This window comes from Actinomycetospora chlora (assembly GCF_039542135.1).
In the GTDB taxonomy this organism is placed as follows: Bacteria; Actinomycetota; Actinomycetes; order Mycobacteriales; family Pseudonocardiaceae; genus Actinomycetospora; species Actinomycetospora chlora.
In genome coordinates this window covers 71,742-96,582 of record NZ_BAABHO010000011.1, presented here as the reverse complement: position 1 = coordinate 96,582, position 24,841 = coordinate 71,742, and the positions used below count along the sequence as shown (strand labels likewise).

Sequence of the window (24,841 nt, the reverse complement as noted above, 5' to 3'; positions counted from 1 at the left end):
ACCATGCTAACGCCAGTGGGCTTGCTTTTCGACGCCGCCACGGCGCACACTCCTGACGCAGGTCGACTGGACTTAGCGGACGAGGGAGCAGCCGATGCAGATCGATCGCGACGTCGCGGTCACCACCCGGGACGGCTCGCCCGTCGTCGTCGACGTCTTCCGCCCCGACGGCGACGTGCCGGCGCCGGTGATCGTGTCGGTGGGCCCGTACGGCAAGGACGTCCACTGGCCCGACCGCTACCCGCTCTACGACCTCGTGCAGAACAACGAGCACATGGTGTGGGAGACCCCGGACCCGGAGTGGTGGGTGCCGCGGGGCTACGCCCTGGTGCGCGTCGACACCCGCGGCACCGGCAAGTCCCCGGGCCGGCTGGACCTCTACGGGCCGCAGGACGCGGAGGACTTCTACGACGTCGTCGAGTGGGCCGCCGCGCAGCCGTGGTCCACCGGCAGGGTCGCCTCCAGCGGCATCTCGTGGCTGGCCATGATGGGCTGGCGCGTCGCGGCGCTCCAGCCGCCGCACCTCGCCGCCGTGGTGGCCTGGGAGGGGTCGACCGACTTCTACCGCGAGTGCGCCTACCAGGGCGGGCTCTACTCGAACGGGTTCATCGAGTTCTGGTGGGACCGCCAGATCGAGCCGCAGCGCACCGGGCCCGACGGCGACGACTGGCGCGAGGTGCTCCCGCAGCACCCCCTCCTCGACGACTACCACCGGGCCCGCGCCACCGACCTCGACCGCGTCACCGTGCCCCTGCTCTCCGCCGCCAACTGGGGGGCGCTGCACCTGCACCTGCGCGGCAACATCGAGGGCTGGCGCCGCGCGGCGTCGCCCGACAAGTGGCTCGTGGTGCACACCGGCACCCACATCGACCCCTACTACGCGGACTGGGCCCAGGATCTGCAGCTGCGGTTCCTCGACCGCTACCTCAAGGACCAGCCCGAGTGCATGGACGGCGTCGCGCCGGTCCAGCTCGCGATCCGCCACGGGCGGGACGTCGTCTGGCGCGACGCCACCGACTTCCCGCTGCCGGAGACCACGTGGCGCGAGCTCTACCTCGGCGAGGGGACGCTCGAGTGGTCGCCGCCGGCGTCGTCCGCCGACGTCGCGTACCCGGCCACCTTCGAGACGGCCCCCGCCACCGAACCGCTGGAGCTCACCGGCCCCGTCGCGCTGCGGCTGTGGCTCTCCGCCGACCAGGACGACCTCGACGTGTTCGCCCGCGTGCAGCACGTCGGCGCCGACGGGGTGGTGATCCCCGGCGTCGGGCCGCAGGGCGGCCCGGTGCCGATGGCCATGGGCTGGCTCAAGGCGTCGCACCGCGCGGTCGACCCCGAGCGCTCCGAGCCGGGACGCCCCTGGCACCCGCACGACCGCGAGGAACCGCTGGTGCACGGCGAGCCGACGCTGCTCGAGGTGGAGATCTGGCCGACCAGCATCACCCTCGGACCCGGCGAGCGGCTGCGCCTGGAGCTGGTCGCCGCCGACAGCGACCTGGGGATGATGGCCCACGACCACCCGGCCCTCCACCACCCCGCGGCCGGCGCCGTCGTCCACGTCGGCGGCGAGCACGCCTCGCACCTGCTCGTGCCCGTCATCCCGCAGTGAGGGCTAGCTGGTGATGTCCTTGCGCCGGAACCACCAGATCGCGGTCGCGCCGAAGGCGATGCACCACACCAGGGCGGACAGCACGCCGCGGGCGAGGTCGGTGCCGTCGACGTCGAGGGTGAGCAGGTCGGCGAAGGCGAACACGTCGTGGGTCGGGAGCAGGTTGCGCAGCGAGCCCAGGGCGTCGACGGTGTCGAGGATCTGGGACAGGATCGACACCAGCACCGCGCCGCCGACCGCGCCGAGCGGGGCGTCGGTGAGCACCGAGAAGAGCGTCGCCACGCCGGCCACCCACAGCAGGTGGATCGCGAGGTAGGCGACGGCCAGGGCGATCCGCACCAGCGCGGTGCCGTAGGGCAGCGACTCCCCGGTGGGGGAGAGGTAGTCGCCCGCCCCGTAGACGATCGTGCCCAGCACCACGGCCACGAGCGGCAGCACCACGAGCGTCGCCAGCGACAGCAGCGCGGCCACGATCGTCTTCTGGCGCAGCAGGCGCACGCGCGGCACCGGGATCGCGAGCAGGTAGCGCAACGACGACCACGAGGCCTCGCTGGCGACGGTGTCGCCGAAGAACAGCGCCACCACCACGACGAACAGGAAGCTGGCCGACGCGAACACGGCGAACACCGCGAAGTTCGGGCCCGACGCCTGGGCGAGGTCGGTGAGGCTGGTGGCCGCCGCGCCCTGCTGCGGGTCGTCGCCGACCGAGAAGGCGATCCAGAGGATCACCGGCAGCAGGGCGAACAGCCCGAGCGTCACCTGCGTGCGCCGGCGCCGCCACTGGCGGGCGAGCTCGACCCGGACCGGCAGGGTCCGAGGCTGTTCCAGGGCGGTGCTCACGACCGGGTCCCCTCCTCGCCGATCAGCGCCAGGAACGCGTCCTCGAGCCGGCGCCGGGGTCCGACACCGCGCACCTCGAACCCGGCCTCGACGAGCGTCCGCACCACCTGCGCCCGGTCGACGCCGCCGAGGTCGACGATGACGACGTCCGCGTCGGACGGGTCGGCAGCGACCTCGCGGACGCCGTTGCGCCCGCGCAGGACGGTGACGGCCTCGTCGCGGCGGTCGGCGTCGACGCTGACCGCGACCTGGCCGCCCGCCACCAGCTCGGCGACCTCGCCGGTGGCCACGACGCGGCCGTGGTGCATGACGACGACGTGGTCGCAGGTCTGCTCCACCTCGGCGAGCAGGTGGCTGGACACGAGGACCGTCTTGTCGCCCGATCGCGCGTAACCCCGCAGCACCTCCCGCATCGCGTGGATCTGCGGCGGGTCGAGGCCGTTGGTGGGCTCGTCGAGCACGAGCAGGTCGGGCAGGCCGAGCATCGCCTGGGCGATCGCCAGACGCTGGCGCATGCCCTGGCTGTAGGTGCGCACGGTCCGCTCGACCGCCGTGCCGAGCCCGGCGATCTCGAGGGCCTCCTCCAGGTGCGCCTCCGCGGCCGGCCGGCCCGTGGCGGCCCAGTACAGCTCGAGGTTGTCGCGCCCGGTGAGGTGCGGGAGGAACCCCGCGCCCTCGACGAACGCACCGACGCGCCCGAGCACCGGCGACCCGGCCACCACGCGGCGGCCGAACACCCGCAGCTCGCCCGCCGTGGGGGCGATGAGACCGAGCAGCATCCGCAGGGTCGTCGTCTTCCCGGCGCCGTTCGGCCCGAGCAGCCCCAGGACCTGGCCGCGCTCCACGGTGAAGGAGACGTCGTCGACGGCCACGAGCCCGCTCGGCCAGCTCTTCGACAGCCCGCGGACCACGAGCGGTGTGTCCGCCAGGCCCTCCTCGAGCGCGAGGGTCCCGCCGGGCTCGAGGTCGCGCCGGCGGCGCCGCGCGGCGAGCACCCGCGCGACGAGCCACGCCACGAGCACCCCGACCAGCAGGATGGCCGCGGTGAGCAGCGGGGCGAGCGGCACCGAGGTTCCGCTGCGGACGTCGCCCAGCACGGTCGGGACGGCGAGTGCGCCGTCGCCCGCCAGTGCGACGCGGTAGACCGCCGGCTGGGTGGCCGCGGCGAAGGCCTGGTCGGTGGTGGACACCGCGACCTCGAGCCGGTGGCCGGCGGCGAGCGTCGCCACGACGGCCGGGAGGCTGATGGCGGTCTCGCCGGGCCCGGCGAGCCGGACGGGGGAGACGGCGTTGCCCAGGAGCGTGCGCGACCCCGGCCCGCCGTCGCCGGGCGCGACGTCGTAGACCTTCGCGAACAGCACCGGCTGACCGCCCGGGCGGCCCGGTACCGCCGACACCGTGAGCCGCACCTGGGGCGCCCCCGCGATCACGGTGCGCGCCGGGAGGGGATCGGTGGTGAACGTCGCCGCCTGGCCGGGCAGGTCGGACGCGAGCCGGCCGAGCAGCGCTCCCGCGCCGCCGCCGGCACCACCGCCGGCACCACCGCCACCACCGGCACCGCCGCCGCCACCACCCGAGCCGCCCCCGGAGCCACCCGAGTCGGAGTCCGAATCGGAACCGGAGTCGGACCCGCCGCCGGCCGCCCCGGCCAGCCCCGTGAGCCCCGGCACCGAGGAGATCGCCGCGGGGGCCCCGCCCGCGGGCGCCACGACGTCCTGCGCGTCGCCGCGCAGCGGCAGCGCCGTGCGTGGGGCGCCCGGCCCGCCGTCCAGACCCGGGTAGGTGCTGGCGGTGACCGTGCGCTGGGTCGGGGCGCTGCGGGCCTGCACGCCGGACGGGACGACGTAGGTGAACGCCGTGCCGGGGTCGGGCGCGGTGCCGGCGAGGTGGTGGTCGAACCACGCCTGCATCCGCTCGGTGGTGCGCCGGTCCGGGTCGCCGCCGTCGTGGCCGCCGGCGAACCAGCTCACGGCCACCGTGCCGCCGCCCGCGGCGATCTGCCGGGCGGTGGCGTCGGCCTGGTCGAGCCCGAAGAGCGTGTCCCGCTCGCCCTGCACCAGCAGCGTCGGCGCGGTGATCCGCCCCGCGACCGAGGCCGGCGAGGCGCGGGTGAAGAAGCTCGCGAGGTCCGCGGGCTCGCGACCGGTGGTGACCGCCGCGGTGTAGCCCGCGCAGACCTCGGGCAGGAACCGCCCGCACACGTCCGGCGGCGCGCCCTCCTGGCCCGGCGCCGGACGCGAGCCGCTACCGAAGAACAGGGATGCCCAGGCGCGCTTGAACACCCCGTCGGGGGCGGCGGCGCTCGCGGCGGGCGTGGTCGCCGGGTCGGGGCCCGCACGGTTGGGGAAGAGTGCCTGGCCCAGGTCGTTCCAGGTGATGATCGGGATGGTGGCGTCGACGCGGCGGTCGGTGCCGGCGAGCAGCAGCGCCAGCGCCCCGCCGTACGACGCCCCCGTGACGCCGACGCGCGGGTCGCCGGGTGCGTCCTGGCGCACCTCCGGGCGTCCGGCGAGCCAGTCGATCAGCTGCTGGGCGTCGGCGACCTCGTAGTCCGGCGAGTTCAGCGCGATCTGCCCGGTGCTCGCCCCGAACCCGCGCGCCGACCACGCCAGCGCGACGTAGCCGCGCTCGGCCCAGCCGCGGGCCTCGGCGGCCACCGAGTCCTTGCTGCCGCCGAAGCCGTGCGCGACGAGCACCGCCGGGGCCGGCGCGGTGGTTCCCGGGAGCCACAGGGTGGCGTCGAGGCTCTGGGGCTGGTCGCGGGCGGGACCGTCGCGGACCTCGATGCGCAGGTCCTGGCGCTGCACCGTGCCGCCGGGGGCGGGCGCGGCGGCGACCGTCACGACCCCGAGCAGCGCGACGGAGAGCACGACCCCGAGGACCCGGAGCGGGCAGCGGATCACCGGACCATCACCCCGGCACGCTATCCCGCGACGACCTGTGCCGGTCGTGAACCGGTGGTGAGCAACCGGCGTGCTCCGCGCCACCCGGGGCGCCGTCGCAGCGCGTTCACCGCAGTGACACACTGCGTGGCGGAGGGGAGTATCCCCAGACGTCGGCCTCGTCAGCACGGCCGTCGGACCGGCGTGGTCGGTCTCGGCGCCCGGGGCCGCCGGTCGCCCGGTCGGGCGGCGGGAGAGACCTCCGGTGGTCAGTCCTGCCCGCCGGAGATCGGAGCCCTCGGATGTCCGTGCCCTTCTGGGTGTGGGTCGTGACGATCGTCGCCCTGCTGGCCGTCCTGGCCCTCGACCTCGCGATCGTCGGCCGGCGGCCGCACGAGGTGGGTGTGCGCGAGGCGGCCCGCTGGGTCGCGGTGTACGTCGGGCTGGCGGCGCTGTTCGCGGCCGGGCTGATGCTGGTCGCGGGCCAGGCGCGGGCGACGGAGTTCATCGCCGGCTACGTGCTCGAGTACTCGCTGTCGGTCGACAACCTCTTCGTCTTCCTGCTGATCATGGGCGCGTTCGCCGTCCCGCGGGTGCACCAGCACCGCGTGCTGCTCTTCGGGATCCTCATCGCGCTGGTCCTGCGCGGCGGGTTCATCCTCGCCGGGGCGGCCGTCGTCGCGCGCTTCAGCTGGGTGTTCTACCTGTTCGGCGCGTTCCTCGTGCTCACGGCGGTCAAGGTCGTCACCGGCGGGGGCGAGGACGAGGAGTTCCGCGAGAACGCCGTCCTGCGCCTGCTGCGCCGCGTGCTGCCGATGACCGACGACTACGTGGGCACCCGCTCGGTGGTGCGCCGCCGCACCGACGGCGGGCGGCTGCGGTGGTTCGTGACGCCGATGCTGCTGGTGATGCTGGCGATCGGGACCACCGACCTGCTCTTCGCCCTGGACTCGATCCCGGCGATCTTCGGGCTCACCCGCGACCCGTACATCGTGTTCACCGCGAACGTCTTCGCGCTCATGGGGCTGCGCCAGCTCTACTTCCTGCTGGGCGGCCTGCTCGCGAAGCTCGTCTACCTCTCGTGGGGCCTCGGGGTCATCCTCGCCTTCATCGGCGTCAAGCTCGTCCTCGAGGCGCTGCACACCAACACGCTCCCGTTCCTGAACGGTGGCCGGCCGGTGGACGTGCCGGTGATCAGCATCCAGGTCTCCCTCGCCGTGATCGTCGGTGTGCTGATCGTCACGACCGTCGCCAGCCTCGTCCGGGCCCGGGTGGACGCCCGGTCCGCGCAGCCCAGTGCGCTGGGCCGGGAGGACCACCCGGCCGCGACCACCCCGTCGGCCGGGTCCTGACGCCCTCACGGCGGAGCCACCGGCCGCCCGGTTCGGTGGCAGTCTCGACGTCGGGTCTCGAGGGGAGTCGGTAGCGCGGTGGCGGGACGGTCGGGAGAACTGCTGCGCCGGTGGCGCAGCGCGCGGGGCCCGTGGCGGTGGGTCGTCGTGGCCGTCGTCGCCGCGCTGCTCGTCGGCGTCCCGGCCCTGCTCGCGTCCCGGCCCGGGGACGCCCGCGCCGACCCGGTGCAGCTGCGCGACCTCGTGGCCGCCTCCGCCGACCGGCCCTGGACGGGCTACGCCGAGGCCCGCGCCGGGCTCGGCCTGCCCCGCATCGCGGCGCTCTCGGACCTCACGACGCTGCTCTCGGGCGTGACCCGCCTGCGCGGGTGGTACGCCGCACCGGACAGTGCCCGCACCGACGTGCTGTCGGCGGTGGGGGAGCGTGACCGCTACACCACCCCGCGCGGCCAGGCGGTGTGGGACTACGGCGCCGAACTGCTGACGCTCGTGGCCCGTGACCCGGAGGTGCGCCTGCCCCGCCCCGACGACCTGCTGCCGCCGGACCTCGCCCGCCGGCTGCTGTCCGGCACCGCCCCGTCGGACCCCGCCACCGAACTGCCGTCGCGCCGGGTCGCGGGCGTCGACGCCGCCGGCGTCCGCGTCACCGTGACCGACCCGGGGACGACGGTCGGGGCGCTCGACGTGTGGGCCGACCCGGCCACGGGGCTGCCGGTCGCCGTGGAGGTGCGGGCCAAGGGGGTCGCGGAGCCGCTGATCAGCACCGCGTTCGCCGAGCTCGAGCAGGGCCCGCCCGACCCCGCCGCCCTCGAGCCCCGCCGCGGGCCGGGCGCGGGGGTCACCCGCAGTCCCACCTCGGACCTGTTCGGCGTCCTCGGCCGCGGCGACGGCTCGACGCTGCCCGCCAGCGTCGCCGGGCGCGACCGCGAGCCGCCCGAGCGGCGCTTCCCGGCACTGGGCCAGTACGGCACGACGCTCGGCCAGCTCATCGCCGTCCCGCTGCCGCCCGACCTCGCCGGGAGCCTGCTCGACGGCATCGGCCGCGCCGGCGCGGGCCGGACCCTGACCGTCGACGGGCAGGGCGCCGCGCTCGAGACGCCGCTGCTGCGCCTGGCCGTGATCCGCAGCGGGGACGGCGCCCGGGCCTGGGCCCTGGCCGGTCTCGTGCCCGCCACCGCGATCGACGCGGGCGCGGCGGACCTGCTGGCGGGGGGCCGGACGTGAGCCGGGAGACGAAGCGGAGCGGAGCTCGACCCATCGAGGGCCGCCTGGTGATCGAGACGCGTGGCGTGACGAAGCGGTACGGGTCGCACGTCGCGGTCGACGACGTCGACCTGCACGTGGCCGAGGGCGCCCGCTACGGCTTCCTCGGCCCCAACGGCTCGGGCAAGACGACGATGGTCCGGATGCTCCTCGGCCTCGTCTACGCCACGCGCGGCGAGATCGAGGTGCTCGGGCGGCCGGTGCCGGCGCGGGTGGCCGAGGTGCTGCCGGAGATCGGCGCGATGGTGGAGGGCCCGGCGGCGTACCCGCACCTGTCGGGCCGGGCCAACCTCGCGCTGCTCGACGCGTCCGGGCCACGCCGTGACCGCGACGGCCGGCGGCGGCGCGACCGCGTCGAGGAAGTCCTCGAGCGGGTCGGGCTCGGGGCGATCGACCGCCGCCCGGTGCGGGCCTACTCGCTGGGCATGCGCCAGCGCCTCGGGCTGGCCGGTGCCCTGCTCAACCGCCCGCGCCTGCTCGTGCTCGACGAGCCCACCAACGGCCTCGACCCCCACGGCATCCGCGAGGTGCGCGACCTGCTGCACGAGCTCAACGACGCCGGCACCACCGTCTTCCTCTCCAGCCACCTGCTCGCCGAGATCGAGGCGCTGTGCACGACCGTCGGCGTCGTCGACCGGGGACGTCTCGTGCTCGAGGACGACCTCGACGCCGTCCGCGGGCCCACCGGGCGGCTCGTCGTGCGCACCCCCGACCCCGATGCCGCGGCCCGCGTGCTGGGCCGGGCGGTCGCGGAGCGGCACGACCACACGCTCGTCGTCGACGGCGCCCCCGGCGGCCCGCCCGCGCTCGCGCGCCACCTCGTCGAGCACGGCGTGCCCCTCGACGGGCTCGTCGAGCAGCGGCGCAGCCTGGAGGACGTGGTGGTGGACCTGACGGGCCCGGGCTCTGACACGCAGCGTTCGAGGGAGCACGCCGATAGGGGAGCTGGCAGGTCGATGGCCGACACGCAGCGCCGGAGCCGCCGGTGATCCGCGTGGAGCTGATCAAGCTCGCCCGGCGCCCGCGCACGTGGGTGGCGGTCGGGCTGCTGTGCCTGCTGCCCGCGATCGTGGCGGTGTTCCTGGCGACGACCCGCATCTCGCCGCCGCCGGGCCAGGGGGCGGCGTTCCTGTCGGCGGTGCTGCAGTCGGGCTCGCTGTACCCGGCGGCGGCGCTGGCCCTGGTCCTGCCGATCTTCCTGCCGGTGGCGGTGGCCGTGGTGGCCGGCGACGCGGTGGCGGGGGAGTCGTCGCAGGGCACGCTGCGCTACCTGCTCGTGCGCCCGGTCCGCCGGACGTCGCTCCTGCTGGCGAAGCTCGTCGCCGTCGTCGTGTTCGTGGTCGCCGCGGTGCTGGCCGTGGCCGGCAGCTCGTACGTGGTCGGGGTGTCGCTGTTCGGCGCGGGCGACCCGGTGGCGGTGGTGCGCGCGCTGCCCGAGGTCACCGGGGGCGACGACGCCGTCGCCGGCACCGGCCCGGCCGGTGGCGGGACCGCCCAGCAGCAGCCGACGGCCGGCGGCCAGGTCGGCGGCGCGGCCCAGGCCCCCGACGCCGACACGGGGGACACGACGGCGGCCGCGGACGACCAGGCGGCCCGGGAGCGCGCCCGGTCGTCGGTGTCCTCGCTCTCGGGTGAGGCGCTCTCCCCGGCCGACCTCGCGGCGCGCCTGCTGGGCGCGATGGGCTACGTGACGGTGTCGATGCTCGGGGTGGCGGCGATCGCGCTGTTCCTCTCCACGGTCACGGCCTCGTCCCTCGGCGCGACGCTGGGAGCGCTCGCGGCGCTGATCACGAGCCAGGTGCTGGTCAGCCTCGACGCCGCCTCGTCGGTGACCCCCTACCTGCCGACGCGGTACTGGCTCGCCTGGATCGACTTCTTCCGCGACCCGATCTTCCTGCGCGACATCACGGCGGGCCTGTGGCTCCAGGCGGGCTACGTCGTGGTCCTGATGCTCGCCGCCTGGGCCAACTTCGCCACCAAGGATGTCACGAGCTGATACCGCCGGTCGGCCGGTAGAGGGAACGTGCGGGCGTGACTACGGTTCCCTGACACCCGAACCGTTCACGCACCGTGAGGGCTCTTGTGCCAGCACCCGACGCGCTCGTGCTCCTCGTCGAGGACTCCCCGCAGGACGTCGAGGCCGTCGGCCGCACGCTCGCGAGGTCGTTCCCCCGCGCGCGCCTCGAGGCGGTCGGCGACGGCACCGCCGCCCTGCAACGGCTCGCCGACACGGGCGCCGAGCTGCCCGACCTCGTGCTGCTCGACCTCAACGTGCCGGGCCTCGACGGGCACGGGGTGCTCTCGACGGTCCGGCGGCGGGCGCCGCTCGACGGGCTGCCGGTGGTCGTGCTGACGTCCTCCACGCACCCGCGCGACGTCGAGGCCTGCTACCGGGCGGGGGCCAACACCTACGTCGTCAAGCCGGTCGACCTGCCGGCGTTCCAGGCCGTGCTGCGCGGCGTCTTCGCCTACTGGCTCGGGACCCTCACCGAGCACGGCAGCGTGAACCAGAACGAGCTGCCCTGACCCTCGACGGACTCCAGCCCGATCCGCCCGCCGTGGCGCTCGACGATCCGCCGGCTGATCGCCAGGCCCATCCCGATGCCGTCGGCCCGCCCCGGGTGCAGGCGCTGGAACGGGGCGAACACCTGGTCGCGGCGCTCGGGCGGGATGCCGACGCCGTTGTCGCGGACGTAGACCGCGCAGTCGTCCTCGCCCGCGTCGTCCGGGAGCGGGCCGAGGCCCACCTCGACCCAGCGGGGCCCGTCGGCGGCGTACTTGACGGCGTTGACGACGAGGTTGGTCAGCACCTCGCCCAGCTGCACCCGGTCGCCCCGCACCGCCGGCAGGCGTCCGTCGCGGCGCAGCTCCACGCCCGCGGCGCGGCAGCGCTCGGCGACGACGGCGGCGACCTCGTCGAGGACGCCCTCGAGGTCCACGACGACGGGGTCCAGCTCGCCGCGACCCACCTGCGAGTAGCGCAGCAGCGACTCGAGCAGCTCGTCCATGCGCACCGCGAGCAGGCAGATCGTCCGGAGGCGCCGCATCGACTCCGCGTCGAGCTCGGGGGCGTCCTCCAGCACGAACCCCGCGGTCTGGGCGATCGCGCGCAACGGCTCCTTGAGGTCGTGGGAGGCGGCGTAGGCGAACGTGTCGAGCTCGGCGTTGCTGCGGGCGAGCTCCGCGTTCCAGGCGGCGAGGTCGTCGCCGCGGCGGGCCGCGACCCCGGCCGCGACCTCCGCCCGTACCTGCTCGTCGACCTGCACCGCGAGCAGCAGCATCGTCAGGAGCAGCACCGCGAGCAGCATCTGCAGGTAGACGTGGCTGACCCCCGGCGCGACGCCGAGCGTCGCGGAGAAGCCGAGGCCCTCGGCCTCGCCCTGTGCCGCGGTCAGGGCGGTGCCCAGGCCGACCACCGCCACCGCGCCGACGCCGAGCCGCAGCGCGACCCAGATCAGCAGGAGCGTCGGGAGGAAGACCAGGACCAGCGTCTGGGACCAGAACAGGGCGGCCGTGACGGCGACGGCGGCGACGGTCGCGGCGGCGGTGGCCACCACGGTGCGCCGCGTCCAGGGCAGCGTGAGGACGGTGATGACCGCCGTGCCGACCACCAGCACGGCGAGCCCGTCGCCGAGCCACCACCGGGCGACGAACAGGTACCAGGGCCGGTCGCCGCCGGCGAGCGCCGCGACGAGCGCGCCCACGACGCCGCCGACGAGCGGCGCGGCGAGGACCGCGCCGAGGAGGAAGCCGCGCAGGTCGCGCAGGCGGCTCAGATCGGGTCGCCCGCGGGCGACGGCGCGCGCCAGCACCGCCCCGAGCGCCGGCTCGACGGTGTTCGCCACGGCGTAGCCGACGGCGGCGAGGATGCCCAGCCCGGTCGCGAGGTCGATCGCGACCTCCGCGACGGCCGCGGCGAGGAGCACGGCGGGCCACCACCGCCGACCGAGCACGCACAGCAGCGCCACCGTCCACCCGGCCGCGGGGAAGAACGACGGGCCGAGCCCGTTCGGGTCGAACCACGACATGGCGGTGACCGACCCGGCCGTGTAGCCGAGCCCCGCGACGAGGAACACCACGCCGTGGCGGGCCGTCACCGGCAGGCGGTCGACCGCGGGCCCGAGGGCGGCGAGCACGGGCATCCGCCCATCGTGTCCGGCGCACGCACCGCCCGGCAGCCGCCGTTCGTCAGATGACCAGGCGGTAGGTCACGAGCCCTGCGCACCCTCCGTGCGCAGCTCGTCGCACTGCGTCGGATCGGCCGTGGGCAGGGGCCCGGTGCCCAGGGCGCGGAGCACGAGCCCGACCGCGAGCGGGTCGATCGGCAGGCGGGAGTGGGGGATGGTCGCGTCGCTGCAGACGTCCTGCAGGCGCACGGCGTCGGTGCCCGGGAGCTCGGCGGACTCCGGCGGGGTCACCGTCTCGTCGTCGGCGGTCCACAGCGAGAGCCACGGCAGCCCGGGCGGTGCCGTGGTGAGGCCGCTGAGCAGCGCGCTGCCGGGCGCGAGCTGCTGGCAGGCCCGCGGGCACGCGCCGGGGACGAGCGCGCCGCCCGCCGCGGCGAGCTCGGCGCCCCGCAGCGGCGAGCCGAGCGTCACCACCCGCCGCACGGCCGGGGCGGTGCGCTCGCGGTCGAGGTACACCCGCGTCGCCACCCCGCCGGCCGAGTAGCCCACGACGTCCACCGACGGCGCGCCCTCGTCGAGCAGGCCGCGGACGGTGTCGTCGATCGTCGCCGCCTGGGTGACGAGGTCGCCGGTGCCGCCCGAGGGCAGCTCGACGATCACGGCCCGGCGGCCGTCGGCGCGCAGCCGGTCGGTGAGCGCGATGAACGCGGCCCGGTTGCCGCCGTAGCCGGGTACGAGGACCACGGCGCCCGGGACGGCGGGGTCCGCCGGTGGGGGGACGCGGTACTGGCGGGCCACGGCCAGGCCGACGAGCAGCGCCAGCACCGCGGCGACCGCGAGGAGCACGAGCACGAACGCCCGCCGTCGCGGGGCGAGGCCACCGAGCGGTGCCCGCTCGGGCCAGATCCCCATGGCTCCCAGTGTGCCGTCACCCGTGTCGTGGCACGGTGTCGCCGTGGCCGCACCGACCGACACCGCCATCGACACCGCCGAGGCCGCCCGCATCGTCGGGCGTCTCGAGCCGATCCACTCGATGATCTACTTCGTGCCGGAGACGGCCGCGGAGCTGGCCGAGGTCGGGATCACCCGCAACCGCGACCAGTACTTCGCGCAGCGGTCGGCGCCGATGGGGGCGGTCGGGCCCGGCGTCGTCGCGGCGACGTTCTTCAACTTCAACCCGGCGCTCGTCGCGCGGTCGGTGCCGGGCGTCTGGTCGCTCGCCGCGCCCGCCGACGTCCTCAACGCCCGGCTGCGTGCGGCCGACGCGGCGCTGCGGCGCCTGCTGGGCGACGACGTCTCCTCGGCCGCGACGCGCGAGGCCGCGGACCTGGCCCGCAAGGCCTGCGACGGCGCCGCGGTCGAGGACCGCCCGCTCTACGCCGCGCACGCCGACCTGCCCTGGCCCGACGAGCCCCACCTCCAGCTCTGGCACGCCGTGACGCTGCTGCGCGAGCACCGCGGCGACGCCCACCTCCACGCCCTGTCCTCGGCGGGGCTCGCGGGCATCGAGGCGCTGGTCACGCACGTCGCCACCGGCAAGGGCTTCACGGTCGGGTTCGCCCAGCAGAGCCGCGGCTGGTCGCCCGAGCAGTGGTCCGCGGCGTCCGCGGCCCTCGTCGAGCGCGGTCTGGTCGACGGCGACGGCGGGCTCACCGAGGCCGGTGCCGCCCTGCGGGCCGAGATCGAGGACCACACGACGCGGATGTCGCTCGGCCCCTGGCGCCACCTCGGCGCCGAGGGGATGGCCCGCCTCGCCGAGGTCTCGCGACCGTTGTCGAAGGCCGTGCTGCCGGCCTTCGCCATCGAGGGCGTCTTCGCGCCGGGCTCGCCCCGCGCGTCGAAGGGCTGACGCCCGGGGTCCCGTGATCACCAGGTCGAGGGACACCGGCGGAGACGTCCACGAGGTGCGTTTCGGCCTGCTGATCACCACGAACCGCGCTCAGCGGACCTGCTGCGGCCGCCCGGAGGCGTCGAGCCCCTCGCGCCGGCCGCGGCGCGCGAGCCAGATGCCGCCGCCGACGACGAGGGCCGCCGGCACCACCCACAGCAGCGAGCCGAGCAGCCAGTGCACCAGCGGCAGCACCACGCCGCCGAGCACCACGAGCGCGCCGATGCCGGCCAGGATCCACACCACGATCTTCATGACCTCGATGCTGCGCCGGTCGGCGCCGCCGCGGATCGGGGTGCACCCTGATCCCGGTCTCGGGGTCGGGAGGGGTGCACGTGCGGGTCACGGTGGTCGGGGCGGGGATCGTCGGGCTGGCGACGGCGTACACGCTCGTCGGGGCGGGCGCCACGGTGCGCTGCCTCGACGTGGGCGCGCCGATGGGGGCGCGCTCCGCCGGTGACACGAGGATCTTCCGGGTGGCGCACGGCGACCCGGACCTCGTCGCCGCGGCCCGGCGCGCCTCGGAGCTGTGGGACGACTGGTCGATGACGGCCGGCCGCACGTTCGTCGGCGGCGACCGCGTGATCGTCAGCGGGCCGCGCGTGCCGGCATGGTCGGAGGCCATGACGGCGGCGGGGGCGATCCATCGGGTGGTCGACGGCGTGCTGCACGACCCCGCGGGCGGGGTGCTCGACCTCGCCGCGGCGGGGGCGTTCCTCGTCGCCGCGGTCGGACCGGAGCAGGTCAGGGTCGCCGGGGTCGACGCCGACGCCACCGTGCACACCGCCGGCGGCCCGATCGACGCCGACGCCGACGCCGTCGTCGTGGCCGCCGGGGCCGGCACGCCCGCCCTCGTCGCACCGCTCGGGATCGACGTGCCGGCCGGGCTGGAGCACCACACCCGCTTCACGTTCGCCGGGCCCGCCGACCGCCCCTGCCACCTCGACGGCTGGGGGGACGGCCGGGAGGACGGGCCGCTCACGAGCACCTACCAGCACCGCACCCGGACCGGGCACTGGGCGGTCGGCGGGCACCTGCCCGACGCCGACACCGCCTGGGAGCTCGGCGCGGACGAGGTCGCCCGCCGCTCGCGCGCCGCCGTCGTCGACCACGTCCGGCGCCACCTCCCGCAGCTCGACCCGACACCGGTCGAGGAGCTGCGCTGCACCCCGATGCGGGGCGCGGGCGACGGGGTGCACACCGCCCGCGCCGGGGCCGTGCACGCCGTCTGGGGGGACAACCTCGCCAAGCTCGCGCCGCGGATCGGTGAGCAGCTCACCGCGGCGGTCCTGGGGCTGACCAGCAGCTGACCGGGAGCTGACCAGGGTGGCCCGCGGAATGCCGGCGGGTGACGGGACGTTGTCCCGTCAGCGGCGCGACCCCGCCGGCGTGGTGCACGCCATCGCCCCGCGGCGGGGCGTCGGGGATCACCCCCCGTAACCTGGAGTCGCCGCACCCGTCTCTCAGCTGGAGTTCCTGCGTGTCCGTCACCGCCCCCGAGCGTTCCGAGTCCGCCTCCGGGCGCGCCGACCTGCGCAACGTCGCCATCGTCGCGCACGTCGACCACGGCAAGACGACGCTCGTCGACGCCATGCTGCGGCAGTCGGGTGCCTTCTCCGCGCGCACCGAGCCGGTCGACCGGGTCATGGACTCCGGCGACCTGGAGCGCGAGAAGGGGATCACGATCCTCGCGAAGAACACCGCGATCCACCGCGACGGGATCACCTACAACATCATCGACACCCCCGGCCACGCCGACTTCGGCGGCGAGGTCGAGCGCGGCCTGTCGATGGTCGACGGGGTCGTGCTGCTGGTCGACGCCAGCGAGGGCCCGCTGCCCCAGACGCGGTTCGTGCTGCGCAAGGCCCTGGCCGCGCACCTGCCGGTGATCCTGGTGGTCAACAAGACCGACCGCGCCGACGCGCGCTGCGCCGAGGTCGTCGACGAGTCGCTCGAGCTGCTCCTCGAGCTGGCCACCGACCTCGGGCTCGACGACGACGTCGTCGCGGGCCTGCTCGACCTGCCGGTCGTCTACGCCAGCGCCCGCGCCGGCCGCGCGTCGCTGGAGCGCCCGGCCGACGGCGAGGTGCCCGACACCCCGGACCTCGCGCCGCTGTTCACGATCCTCGACCGCCAGGTCCCGGCCCCGACCGACGACCTCGACGGCCCGCTGCAGGCCCACGTCACCAACCTCGACGCGTCGGCCTACCTCGGCCGCATCGCCCTGTGCCGCGTGCGCTCCGGGCGCATCCGTCGCGGCCAGCAGGTCGGCTGGTGCCGCGAGGACGGGTCGGTGACGCGCGTCAAGGTCACCGAGCTGCTGCGCACCGAGGCCCTCGAGCGGGTCTCCACCGAGTACGCCGACGCCGGTGACATCGTCGCCGTGGCCGGCATCGCCGAGGTCACGATCGGCGACACGCTCGCCGACCCCGAGGACCCGCGCCCGCTGCCGCGCATCACCGTCGACGAGCCCGCGATCGCCATGACCATCGGCATCAACACGTCGCCGCTGGCCGGACGCGACCCCAAGCCCGGCACGAAGCTCACGGCGCGCCTGGTGAAGAACCGGCTCGACGCGGAGCTCGTCGGCAACGTCTCGATGCGCGTGCTGCCCACCGAGCGCCCCGACGCCTGGGAGGTGCAGGGCCGCGGCGAGCTCGCGCTGGCCATCCTCGTCGAGCAGATGCGCCGCGAGGGCTTCGAGCTGACCGTCGGCAAGCCCGAGGTCGTCACCCGGGTCGTCGACGGCAAGGTCCACGAGCCGTTCGAGCGCCTGTCGGTCGACGTGCCCGAGGAGCACCTGGGCGCGGTCACCCAGCTCCTCGCGGCCCGCAAGGGCGAGATGCTCGAGATGGCGCACTCGCCGTCGGGGCAGGTCCGCATGGAGTTCCGCGTGCCGTCGCGCGGGCTCATCGGCTTCCGCACCGAGTTCCTCACCGAGACCCGCGGCACCGGCATCGCCAACCAGCTCTTCGACGGCTACGGCCCTTGGGTCGGCGAGCTGCGCGCCCGCATCTCGGGCTCGCTCATCGCCGACCGCGCCGGCGCCGTCACCGGCCACGCCGTCGGCCTGCTCGCCGACCGCGGCGACCTCTTCGTCGGGCCGACCACCCCGGTCTACGCGGGCATGGTCGTCGGCGAGAACTCCCGCTCGGAGGACATGGAGGTCAACATCGTCCGCGAGAAGAAGCTGACCAACATGCGCCAGTCCTCGCAGGACGTCCTCGAGCGGCTGACCCCGCCGCGCATCCTCTCCCTCGAGCAGTCGCTGGAGTTCTGCTCGGAGGACGAGTGCGTCGAGGTGACGCCGGGCGCGGTGCGGATCCGCAAGGTCATCCTGGATGCCCAGGAGCGGCACAAGGCGCGCAACCGCGCGCGCCAGAACGGCTGATACCCGACACATCGGGAACCCGGCGGCGCCCGCCGTCCGTTGACCGATCATGCTGCTGACGGCCGGGGGAGGGCTCGCCGGCTGGGCGACCGACCTGATGGCGTCCTTCGGGGCGCCGGGCGCGGGGATCATCGTCGCGCTCGAGAACGTGTTCCCGCCCATCCCCAGCGAGGTCATCCTGCCGCTCGCGGGGTTCGCCGCCGGCCGCGGCGAGTTCTCGGTGCTCTCGGCGATCGCCTGGACCACCGGCGGCTCGGTGGTCGGGGCGATCGCGCTCTACCTCGTCGGCATGCTCGCGCCGGAGCACCGCGTGCGGCAGGCGCTGTCGCGGATCCCGATGGTGCACCTCGAGGACGTCCGGCGGGCCGAGGCGTGGTTCGACCGCCACGGCCGCTGGGCCGTCTTCCTCGGCCGCATGGTGCCCGGCATCCGCAGCCTCGTCTCGCTGCCCGCGGGCGCCCGGCGCATGCGCTGGTGGGAGTTCGGGCTGCTCACGGCGCTGGGCAGCCTGATCTGGAACACCGTGTTCGTCTACGGGGGCTACGCGCTCGGCACGCGCTGGTACCTCGTCGAGCGGTACTCCGGGGTGTTCCAGGTCGTCGTGCTGGTGCTGCTCGTCGCGCTCGTCGCGTTCATGCTCGTCAAGCGCTACCGGCGCCACCGGGAGCGCGTGCGGGTCATGAACGCCCCCACGGAGGTGATCGAGCGCCCGGGCCGCTGAGCGGCCTCGGTCCGCGGGGGTACCTCTCCGGCATGACACGCCACGCACTGATCTCCGGCGCGAGCATCGGCGGCCCGGCCCTGGCGCACGAGCTCGACGCCCGGGGCTGGCGCACCACGATCGTCGAGCGGGCGCCGGCGCTGCGCGACGAGGGGCAGAACATCGACGTCCGCGGTGCGGGGCGCGTGGTGCTGCGCCGGATGGGGCTGGAGGACGCCGCGCTCGCCGCCGGGACGACGGAGGTCGGCCTGCGCATCATCGGGGCGGGGGGCGCGACCGTCGCCGAGTTCCCGGCGGGCGAGAACGACATCGACGGCCCCACCGCCGAGCTGGAGATTCTGCGCGGGGAGCTGTCGCGCCTGCTCTACGAGCGCACCGCGGACCGCACCGACTACCGCTTCGAGGAGCGGATCCGCGACCTCGACGACCACGGCGACCACGTCACGGCCACCCTCGCGAACGGGGAGCGGATCGACGCCGACCTCGTGGTGGTCGCCGAGGGCACCCGGTCGAGGACCCGGGAGCTGGTGGTGCCGGAGGTCGAGACGACCGAGCTGGGCCTCGTGATCGCCTACCTCACGATCCCGCGCACGCCGGACGACGACCGCTGGTGGAACTGGTACCACACCGAGCGCACGCTGGGGATCAGCCTGCGGCCCGACAACCACGGCACGACCCGCGCGATGCTGAGCTTCCTCACCGACGTGCGGGGGCTCGAGCGGCTCGAGCGGCCCGACCAGGTGATGATCCTGCGCCGCACCTTCGCCGACGCCGGCTGGCAGGCGGCGCGCGTCCTCGACGCGCTCGACGACGCCCCGATGTACCTGGACGCCGTCGCGCAGGTGCGTCTCCCGCGCTGGAGCACGGGACGCCGCGTGCTGCTCGGCGACGCCGCGTGGGCGACCGGCCCGTTCGGCACCGGCACCACGCTGGCGCTGACCGGCGCGCACGTCCTCGCGGGCGAGCTGGAGGCGCACGCCGACCACCGGGTCGCCCTCGAGCGCTACGAGCAGGTCATGCGGCCGTTCGTCGCGAAGGCCCAGGATATCCGGCCCTCGACGATCCGCTGGGTCAACCCGTCCTCGCGCGCCGCGCTGGCCGTCAACAACGGCGCCTTCCGCGTGGCGGCGGGCGTCCAGCGCCGGCTCGGCGCCCTCACCTCGCGGCTGTTCCGCCCGCCGGCCGACGCGGTCGAGCTGCCCGACTACCCCGTGCCGGCCGCGGTGCCCAGCCGGTGAGCCCGGGCCGGTGACGGGTCGTCAGCGCTGCTCCTGCGGGCGCCCGTCCTCGGCCCAGAGCGTGTGGAAGGTGCCCTCGCGGTCGGTGCGCCGGTAGGTGTGCGCGCCGAAGAAGTCGCGCTGGCCCTGGATCAGGGCGGCCGGCAGGCGGTCGGCGCGGAGGGCGTCGTAGTAGGCGAGCGCCGAGGAGAAGCCCGGCGACGGGATGCCGAGCTGGGCGGCGACGGACACCACGCGGCGCCAGGAGTCCTGGGCGCCGGCGAGGGCCTCGGAGAACGAGGTGTCGGTCAGCAGCGTCGGCAGCGCCGGGTCCCGGCGGTAGGCCGCCGTGATCTCGTCGAGGAACCGGGCGCGGATGATGCAGCCGCCGCGCCAGATCGCGGCCACGTGGCCGAGGTCGATCGACCAGTCGTACTCCGCGGCGCCGGCCTGGATCTGGTTGAAGCCCTGGGCGTAGGCGACGATCTTCGAGGCGTAGAGGGCCTGCTCGATGTCGTCGGCGAAGCCCTCGGCGGCCGCGCCCTCGAGCACCGCGCCGGACGTGCCGGGCAGGCCGCGGGCGGCGTCGCGCAGCGCGCGGTTGCCCGACAGCGAGCGGGCGAAGACGGCCTCGCCGATGCCGGTGACCGGCACGCCCAGCTCCAGGGCGTTCTGCACCGTCCAGCGCCCGGTGCCCTTCTGCTCGGCCTCGTCGGCGACGACGTCGACGAACGGCTTGCCGCTGTCGGCGTCGACGTGGGAGAGCACCTCGGTGGTGATCTCGATGAGGTAGGAGTCGAGACGGCCCTGGTTCCACTGGCGGAACGTGTCGGCGATCGCCGCCGGGTCGAGGCCGAGCCCCTTGCGCAGCAGGTCGTAGGCCTCGGCGATGAGCTGCATGTCGGCGTACTCGATGCCGTTGTGGACCATCTTGACGAAGTGGCCCGCGCCGTCGGCGCCGATGTGGGTGCAGCAGGGCTCACCGTCGACCTTCGCCGCGATGTCCTCGAGCAGCGGGCCGAGCGCGTCGTAGGCCTCCTTGGGTCCGCCCGGCATGATCGACGGCCCGTTGAGGGCGCCCTCCTCGCCGCCGGACACGCCCATCCCGACGAAGTTCAGGCCCTTCTCCGACAGGGCCTTCTCGCGGCGGCGCGTGTCGAGGAAGTGGGCGTTGCCGGCGTCGATGATCACGTCGCCCTGCTCGAGCAGCGGGACGAACTCGTCGATCACGGCGTCGGTGGCGGCGCCCGCGGGGACCATCAGCACGATCCGGCGGGGCCGCTCGAGGGCGTCCACGAAGTCCTGCGCCGACTCGGCCCCGACGAACGTGCCCTCGTCGGAGAAGTTCTCCACCAGGTCCCGCATGCGCTGCGCGCTGCGGTTGTGCACCGCCACGACGTGCCCGTGCCGGGCGAGGTTGCGGGCGAGGTTGCGCCCCATCGTGGCCAGGCCGCTGACGCCGATCTCGGCTTTTGCACTCACGCGGTGCAGAGTGCCCACCCGACCGCCCCCGACACCAGTACCGGGACGTGATCCACTCGGCGCGTCGCACCCGTCCGTGTCGCACCCTCCGCGGGCCTTCCGCGTTGTGTCACGACGGGGTCACGGACGGTGCTCCCGGGTGATCGGGGGACGTGCGTGGCGGGCACGGGACGACGGTGGTGGATCGGTGTCCTGAGCGCCGCCCTGATCGCGACGGGGCTGCTGGCGGTCACCGGCAGCGGGGCCGCCGCCCCGGTCGCGCCACCCGCGCGGACCTGCGACCAGTTCGGGTCGTTCCCGCTGGCCGGGGCGACCTACGTCGTGCAGAACAACCGCTGGGGCGCGAGCACCGAGCAGTGCGTCACCGCCGCCGCGAGCGGGGTCGGCTTCACCGTGGACACCGCCCGGCACGTCAACACCACCGGCCCGGCGGGCTACCCGTCGGTCTACCGCGGTTGCGTCTACGGCTACTGCACGGCGCGCAGCCCGTTCCCCCGGCGGGTCTCCGACCTCGGCACCCTGCGCTCGACCTGGACGACGTCGCGGCCCACCACGGGCGGGACGCAGCAGTACAACACCGCCTACGACATCTGGTTCGACCCGAGCGCCACCCAGGCCGGCCGCAACACCGGGGCCGAGATGATGGTCTGGCTCAACCGCACCTCGTGGGTGCAGCCGATCGGCACGAAGCGCTACGAGATCACGCTGGCCGGCGCCCGCTGGGAGGTCTGGTACGGGCGGATCGACCTGCCGGTGATCTCGTTCGTGCGCAAGGTGCCGGTGACGTCGGTGGCGAACCTGCCGCTGACCGACTTCGCCCGCGAGGCCGTCCGGGTCGGTGTGGTCAAGCCCGCCTGGTACCTCACGAGCGTCCAGGCCGGCTTCGAGCCCTGGACCGGCGGCACCGGCCTGCGGACGTCGACGTTCTCCGTCACGCGCAACGGGCAGTAGAGAGTTCACCGGACCGCCACCCCGCGGCCGCCGGATCCCGCACGGCGGTCGGCGCCGGACCGGTCTGATGGGCGCGTGAGGGCGCGGGACCGCTTCCGCCGGACGTGCGCGGCCGTCGCCGGCGTGCTCCCCGGGCCGCTGCGGCGGGTCGTCGCGCCGAGCCTGCTCGGCTTCGGCGTGGTCAACGGGTCCACGTTCGCGGTCGACCTGCTGCTGCTCTCCCTGCTGGTCGACGGCGCGCGCCTGCCGCTGTGGCTGGGGGTGACGGTCGCCTACGCGACGGCGTTCGCCCTGTCGTTCGTGCTCAACCGGTGGCTGAACTTCGACCCCGAGCGGCCGGTGGGCGCCCAGGTCGGCATCTACGTCGCGGTCGTGGCCGTGAACTACGCCGGGATCGTGTTGGGCGTCACGCACGCGCTGGCGCACGTCGGCGTGCCCTACCAGCCGGCCCGCCTCGCCGCGGGCGTGTGCGAGGCGGCGTTCATGTACGGCGCCATGCGGTGGATCGTGTTCGGGCGGGCCGGAGCCCGGACCCGGACGTGAGCGCTGGCTACGCTGGCGGTGTGCTGTCCCGGATCGACCTGCGTGCCGCCGTCCCCGCCCCCGCCGAGCTGCGGGCGATGCTGCCCCGGGCCGCGGTCGACGTCGACGCGGTGGTCGAGCGCGTGCGCCCGGTGATCGAGGCCGTGCGCGAGCGGGGCGCCGAGGCGGCGCTGGACTACGCCGAGCAGTTCGACCGGGTGCGCCCGGAGTCGGTGCGGGTGCCGGCGGCCGCGCTGCGCGAGGCCCTCGCGGGGGTCGACCCCGACGTGCGGGCGGCGCTGGAGACCTCGATCGAGCGTGCGCGCACCGTCCACGCCGACCAGCGCCGCGTCGACACCACCACCCAGGTCGTGCCCGGCGGCACGGTCACCGAGCGGTGGGTGCCGGTCGCCCGCGTCGGGCTTTACGCCCCCGGCGGGCTGGCGGTCTACCCCTCGAGCGTCGTCATGAACGTCGTGCCCGCCCAGGAGGCCGGGGTCGAAGGGCTCGTCGTCTGCTCGCCGCCCCAGGCGGAGTTCGGTGGCCGGCCGCACCCGCTGATCCTCGCGGCGGCCGCGCTGCTCGGGGTCGACGAGGTGTGGGCCGTGGGCGGCGCCCAGGCCGTCGCGCTCCTGGCCTACGGCGGCGTCGACACCGACGGCACGGCCCTCGAGCCGGTCGACACCGTCACGGGCCCCGGCAACATCTACGTCACCGCGGCCAAGCGCGTGCTGCGCGGGCGCATCGGCATCGACTCCGAGGCCGGCACCACCGAGATCGCGATCCTCGCCGACGGCACGGCCGACCCGGTGCACGTCGCCGCCGACCTGATCAGCCAGGCCGAGCACGACCCGGCCGCCGCCTCGGTCCTGGTGACGACCTCGCCCGAGCTCGCCGACGCCGTCGACGCCGAGGTGTCGTCCCAGGTCGCGACCACCAAGCACACCGAGCGGATCACCACGGCGCTGTCGGGCCCGCAGTCCGGCACGATCCTCGTCTCGTCGGTCGCTGATGGGCTGCGGGTGGTCGACGCCTACGCCGCGGAGCACCTGGAGATCCAGACCGCGGACGCCCGCGAGGTGGCGGCCCGGGTGCGCAACGCCGGCGCGGTGTTCGTGGGCCCGCACAGCCCGGTCTCGCTCGGCGACTACTGCGCGGGCTCCAACCACGTCCTGCCCACCGGGGGTTGCGCGCGGCACTCCAGCGGCCTGTCGGTGCAGACGTTCCTGCGCGGCATCCACGTCGTCGACTACTCCGCCGAGGCCCTGGCCGACGTGGCCGACCGCGTCGTGGCCCTCGCCGACGCCGAGGACCTGCCGGCGCACGGCCAGGCGGTGACGGCCCGCTTCGGTCGGCGGCGCGACGCGCAGCGCAGCGGAGCCGGAGCCATCGAGAAGGACCGTTGATGAGTGACGTCATCGGGGCGGGCGTCTCTCTCGACGACCTGCCGCTGCGCGACGACCTGCGCGGGCGCAGCCCCTACGGCGCGCCGCAGCTCGAGGTGCCCGTCGCGCTCAACACCAACGAGAACCCGTTCCCGCCGCCGCCCGCGCTGGTGGAGTCCGTGGCGCGGGCGACCCGCGAGGCGGCGGCCACGCTGCACCGCTACCCGGACCGCGACCACGTCGCCCTGCGCACCGCCCTCGCGGCCTACCTGACGCGGGCCACCGGGGTGGGCCTGGCGACCGAGAGCCTGTGGGCCGCCAACGGGTCGAACGAGGTGCTCCAGCAGCTGCTGCAGGCGTTCGGCGGCCCGGGGCGGCGCGCGCTGGGCTTCGAACCGTCCTACTCGATGCACCCGATCCTGTCCGCGGGCACGCGCACCGAGTGGATCCCGGCCCCGCGCCGCGACGACTTCTCGCTCGACGCCGACCAGGCCGTCGGCGTCGTCACCGAGAAGCGGCCCGACGTGCTGTTCGTGACCACGCCCAACAACCCGACGGGCCAGTCGATCGAGCTCGACGAGCTGCGGGCGATCGCCGAGGCGGCGCCCGGGCTGGTGATCGTCGACGAGGCGTACGTGGAGTTCTCGTCCGGGCCCAGCGCGGTGGAGCTGCTCGAGCCCCTCGGCCACAAGCTGGTGGTCAGCCGCACCATGTCCAAGGCGTTCGCCTTTGCCGGCGGGCGGCTGGGCTACCTCGCCGCGGCGCCGGCGGTGATCGAGGCGCTGATGCTCGTGCGGCTGCCGTACCACCTGTCGTCGCTGACCCAGGCCGCGGCGCTCGCGGCGCTGGAGCACGCCGACGACACCCTCGCCCTGGTGGCCACGCTGTCCCGCGAGCGGGACCGGATCGCCGCGGCCCTCGCCGACCTCGGCGCCCGCGTCGTGCCGAGCACGGCGAACTTCCTGCTCTACGGCGGCTTCCCGGCCCGGCACGCGGACGCCCACGCCGCCTGGCAGGCCTACCTCGACGCCGGCGTGCTCGTCCGTGACGTCGGCATCCCGGGGATGCTGCGGGTCACCGTCGGCACGCCGGAGGAGAACGACCGGTTCCTCGAGGTGAGCGCGGACGTCCTGCGCTCCTGACGAGCTCGTCCACGACGACCGCGGCGAGGCCACCGTCGTGGCGATCGAGCGGGGCTGAGCCGCTGCTCTCCA

General features: G+C 75.2%; 21 protein-coding genes. 15 read left to right on the top strand and 6 right to left on the bottom strand.

Annotation, left to right across the window (positions count from 1 at the left end; translation table 11 throughout):
* Positions 1–94: 94 nt before the first annotated feature.
* Positions 95–1,606, top strand: coding sequence for a CocE/NonD family hydrolase (locus tag ABD994_RS09315; protein ID WP_345413332.1), 1,512 nt, complete (start codon positions 95–97; stop codon positions 1,604–1,606).
* Positions 1,607–1,609: 3 nt separating this feature from the next.
* Here the strand turns inward: ABD994_RS09315 and ABD994_RS09310 are convergent, their stop codons facing one another.
* A complete protein-coding gene (locus ABD994_RS09310) occupies positions 1,610–2,446 on the bottom strand; it encodes an ABC transporter permease (protein WP_345413330.1) in 837 nt (278 codons plus the stop codon).
* A complete protein-coding gene (locus tag ABD994_RS09305) occupies positions 2,443–5,349 on the bottom strand; it encodes an alpha/beta fold hydrolase (RefSeq protein ID WP_345413327.1) in 2,907 nt (968 codons plus the stop codon). The genes ABD994_RS09310 and ABD994_RS09305 overlap by 4 nt, the downstream gene beginning before the upstream one ends.
* A gap of 281 nt (positions 5,350–5,630) precedes the next feature.
* Here ABD994_RS09305 and ABD994_RS09300 point away from each other — a divergent pair, with 281 nt between their 5' ends.
* The 5 genes from ABD994_RS09300 to ABD994_RS09280 all read left to right on the top strand — a co-directional run bounded on the left by ABD994_RS09300 (position 5,631) and on the right by ABD994_RS09280 (position 10,469).
* The gene (locus ABD994_RS09300; RefSeq protein ID WP_345413323.1) at positions 5,631–6,680 is read left to right on the top strand and encodes a TerC family protein; all 1,050 of its coding nucleotides are present in this window, start codon (positions 5,631–5,633) and stop codon (positions 6,678–6,680) included.
* Between the two features lie 78 nt (positions 6,681–6,758).
* A complete protein-coding gene (locus ABD994_RS09295; protein ID WP_345413320.1) occupies positions 6,759–7,904 on the top strand; it encodes a serine/threonine-protein kinase in 1,146 nt (381 codons plus the stop codon).
* Between the two features lie 47 nt (positions 7,905–7,951).
* Positions 7,952–8,932 carry an ABC transporter ATP-binding protein gene (locus ABD994_RS09290; protein WP_345413317.1) on the top strand — a complete coding sequence of 327 codons (981 nt, stop codon included), beginning with the start codon at positions 7,952–7,954 and terminating at the stop codon, positions 8,930–8,932.
* Positions 8,929–9,939: an ABC transporter permease gene (locus ABD994_RS09285; protein WP_345413315.1), complete on the top strand. Its 1,011-nt coding sequence runs from the start codon at positions 8,929–8,931 to the stop codon at positions 9,937–9,939. The genes ABD994_RS09290 and ABD994_RS09285 overlap by 4 nt, the downstream gene beginning before the upstream one ends.
* An 86-nt stretch (positions 9,940–10,025) precedes the next feature.
* Positions 10,026–10,469 (top strand): response regulator, encoded by a 444-nt coding sequence (locus ABD994_RS09280; protein ID WP_345413313.1) that lies wholly within the window; start codon positions 10,026–10,028, stop codon positions 10,467–10,469.
* Here ABD994_RS09280 and ABD994_RS09275 read toward each other — a convergent pair.
* Positions 10,412–12,085 carry a sensor histidine kinase gene (locus tag ABD994_RS09275; protein ID WP_345413311.1) on the bottom strand — a complete coding sequence of 558 codons (1,674 nt, stop codon included), beginning with the start codon at positions 12,083–12,085 and terminating at the stop codon, positions 10,412–10,414. The two genes, ABD994_RS09280 and ABD994_RS09275, sit on opposite strands and share 58 nt — an antisense overlap.
* Positions 12,086–12,151: 66 nt before the next feature.
* On the bottom strand, positions 12,152–12,982 hold the full coding sequence (locus tag ABD994_RS09270; protein WP_345413309.1) for an esterase/lipase family protein: 831 nt from the start codon (positions 12,980–12,982) through the stop codon (positions 12,152–12,154).
* A 67-nt stretch (positions 12,983–13,049) separates the two neighbouring features.
* On the opposite strand from ABD994_RS09270, the gene ABD994_RS09265 reads away from it, so the two are divergent.
* Positions 13,050–13,919 (top strand): SCO6745 family protein, encoded by an 870-nt coding sequence (locus ABD994_RS09265; protein WP_425550044.1) that lies wholly within the window; start codon positions 13,050–13,052, stop codon positions 13,917–13,919.
* Positions 13,920–14,009: 90 nt separating this feature from the next.
* Here the strand turns inward: ABD994_RS09265 and ABD994_RS09260 are convergent, their stop codons facing one another.
* Positions 14,010–14,213 carry a hypothetical protein gene (locus ABD994_RS09260; RefSeq protein ID WP_345413307.1) on the bottom strand — a complete coding sequence of 68 codons (204 nt, stop codon included), beginning with the start codon at positions 14,211–14,213 and terminating at the stop codon, positions 14,010–14,012.
* An 80-nt stretch (positions 14,214–14,293) separates the two neighbouring features.
* On the opposite strand from ABD994_RS09260, the gene ABD994_RS09255 reads away from it, so the two are divergent.
* From ABD994_RS09255 to ABD994_RS09240, 4 genes are all read left to right on the top strand, one after another.
* On the top strand, positions 14,294–15,268 hold the full coding sequence (locus ABD994_RS09255) for an FAD-dependent oxidoreductase (protein ID WP_345413304.1): 975 nt from the start codon (positions 14,294–14,296) through the stop codon (positions 15,266–15,268).
* A gap of 170 nt (positions 15,269–15,438) precedes the next feature.
* A complete protein-coding gene (typA, locus tag ABD994_RS09250; RefSeq protein WP_345413302.1) occupies positions 15,439–17,349 on the top strand; it encodes a translational GTPase TypA in 1,911 nt (636 codons plus the stop codon).
* Between the two features lie 49 nt (positions 17,350–17,398).
* Positions 17,399–18,070, top strand: coding sequence for a DedA family protein (locus ABD994_RS09245; RefSeq protein WP_345413300.1), 672 nt, complete (start codon positions 17,399–17,401; stop codon positions 18,068–18,070).
* Between the two features lie 32 nt (positions 18,071–18,102).
* A complete protein-coding gene (locus ABD994_RS09240) occupies positions 18,103–19,308 on the top strand; it encodes an FAD-dependent monooxygenase (protein WP_345413298.1) in 1,206 nt (401 codons plus the stop codon).
* 21 nt (positions 19,309–19,329) lie between these two features.
* On the opposite strand, the gene gndA is transcribed toward ABD994_RS09240, so the two are convergent.
* A complete protein-coding gene (gndA, locus tag ABD994_RS09235; RefSeq protein WP_345413296.1) occupies positions 19,330–20,769 on the bottom strand; it encodes an NADP-dependent phosphogluconate dehydrogenase in 1,440 nt (479 codons plus the stop codon).
* Positions 20,770–20,925: 156 nt separating this feature from the next.
* On the opposite strand from gndA, the gene ABD994_RS09230 reads away from it, so the two are divergent.
* The 4 genes from ABD994_RS09230 (at position 20,926) to ABD994_RS09215 (ending at position 24,769) form a co-directional block, all read left to right on the top strand.
* Positions 20,926–21,720, top strand: coding sequence for a GH12 family glycosyl hydrolase domain-containing protein (locus ABD994_RS09230; RefSeq protein WP_345413294.1), 795 nt, complete (start codon positions 20,926–20,928; stop codon positions 21,718–21,720).
* Positions 21,721–21,795: 75 nt separating this feature from the next.
* A complete protein-coding gene (locus ABD994_RS09225) occupies positions 21,796–22,263 on the top strand; it encodes a GtrA family protein (RefSeq protein ID WP_345413292.1) in 468 nt (155 codons plus the stop codon).
* 20 nt (positions 22,264–22,283) lie between these two features.
* On the top strand, positions 22,284–23,648 hold the full coding sequence (gene hisD, locus ABD994_RS09220) for a histidinol dehydrogenase (RefSeq protein ID WP_345413290.1): 1,365 nt from the start codon (positions 22,284–22,286) through the stop codon (positions 23,646–23,648).
* The gene (locus ABD994_RS09215; protein ID WP_345413287.1) at positions 23,648–24,769 is read left to right on the top strand and encodes a histidinol-phosphate transaminase; all 1,122 of its coding nucleotides are present in this window, start codon (positions 23,648–23,650) and stop codon (positions 24,767–24,769) included. Before hisD ends, ABD994_RS09215 begins: the two co-directional genes overlap by 1 nt.
* Positions 24,770–24,841 lie beyond the last annotated feature (72 nt).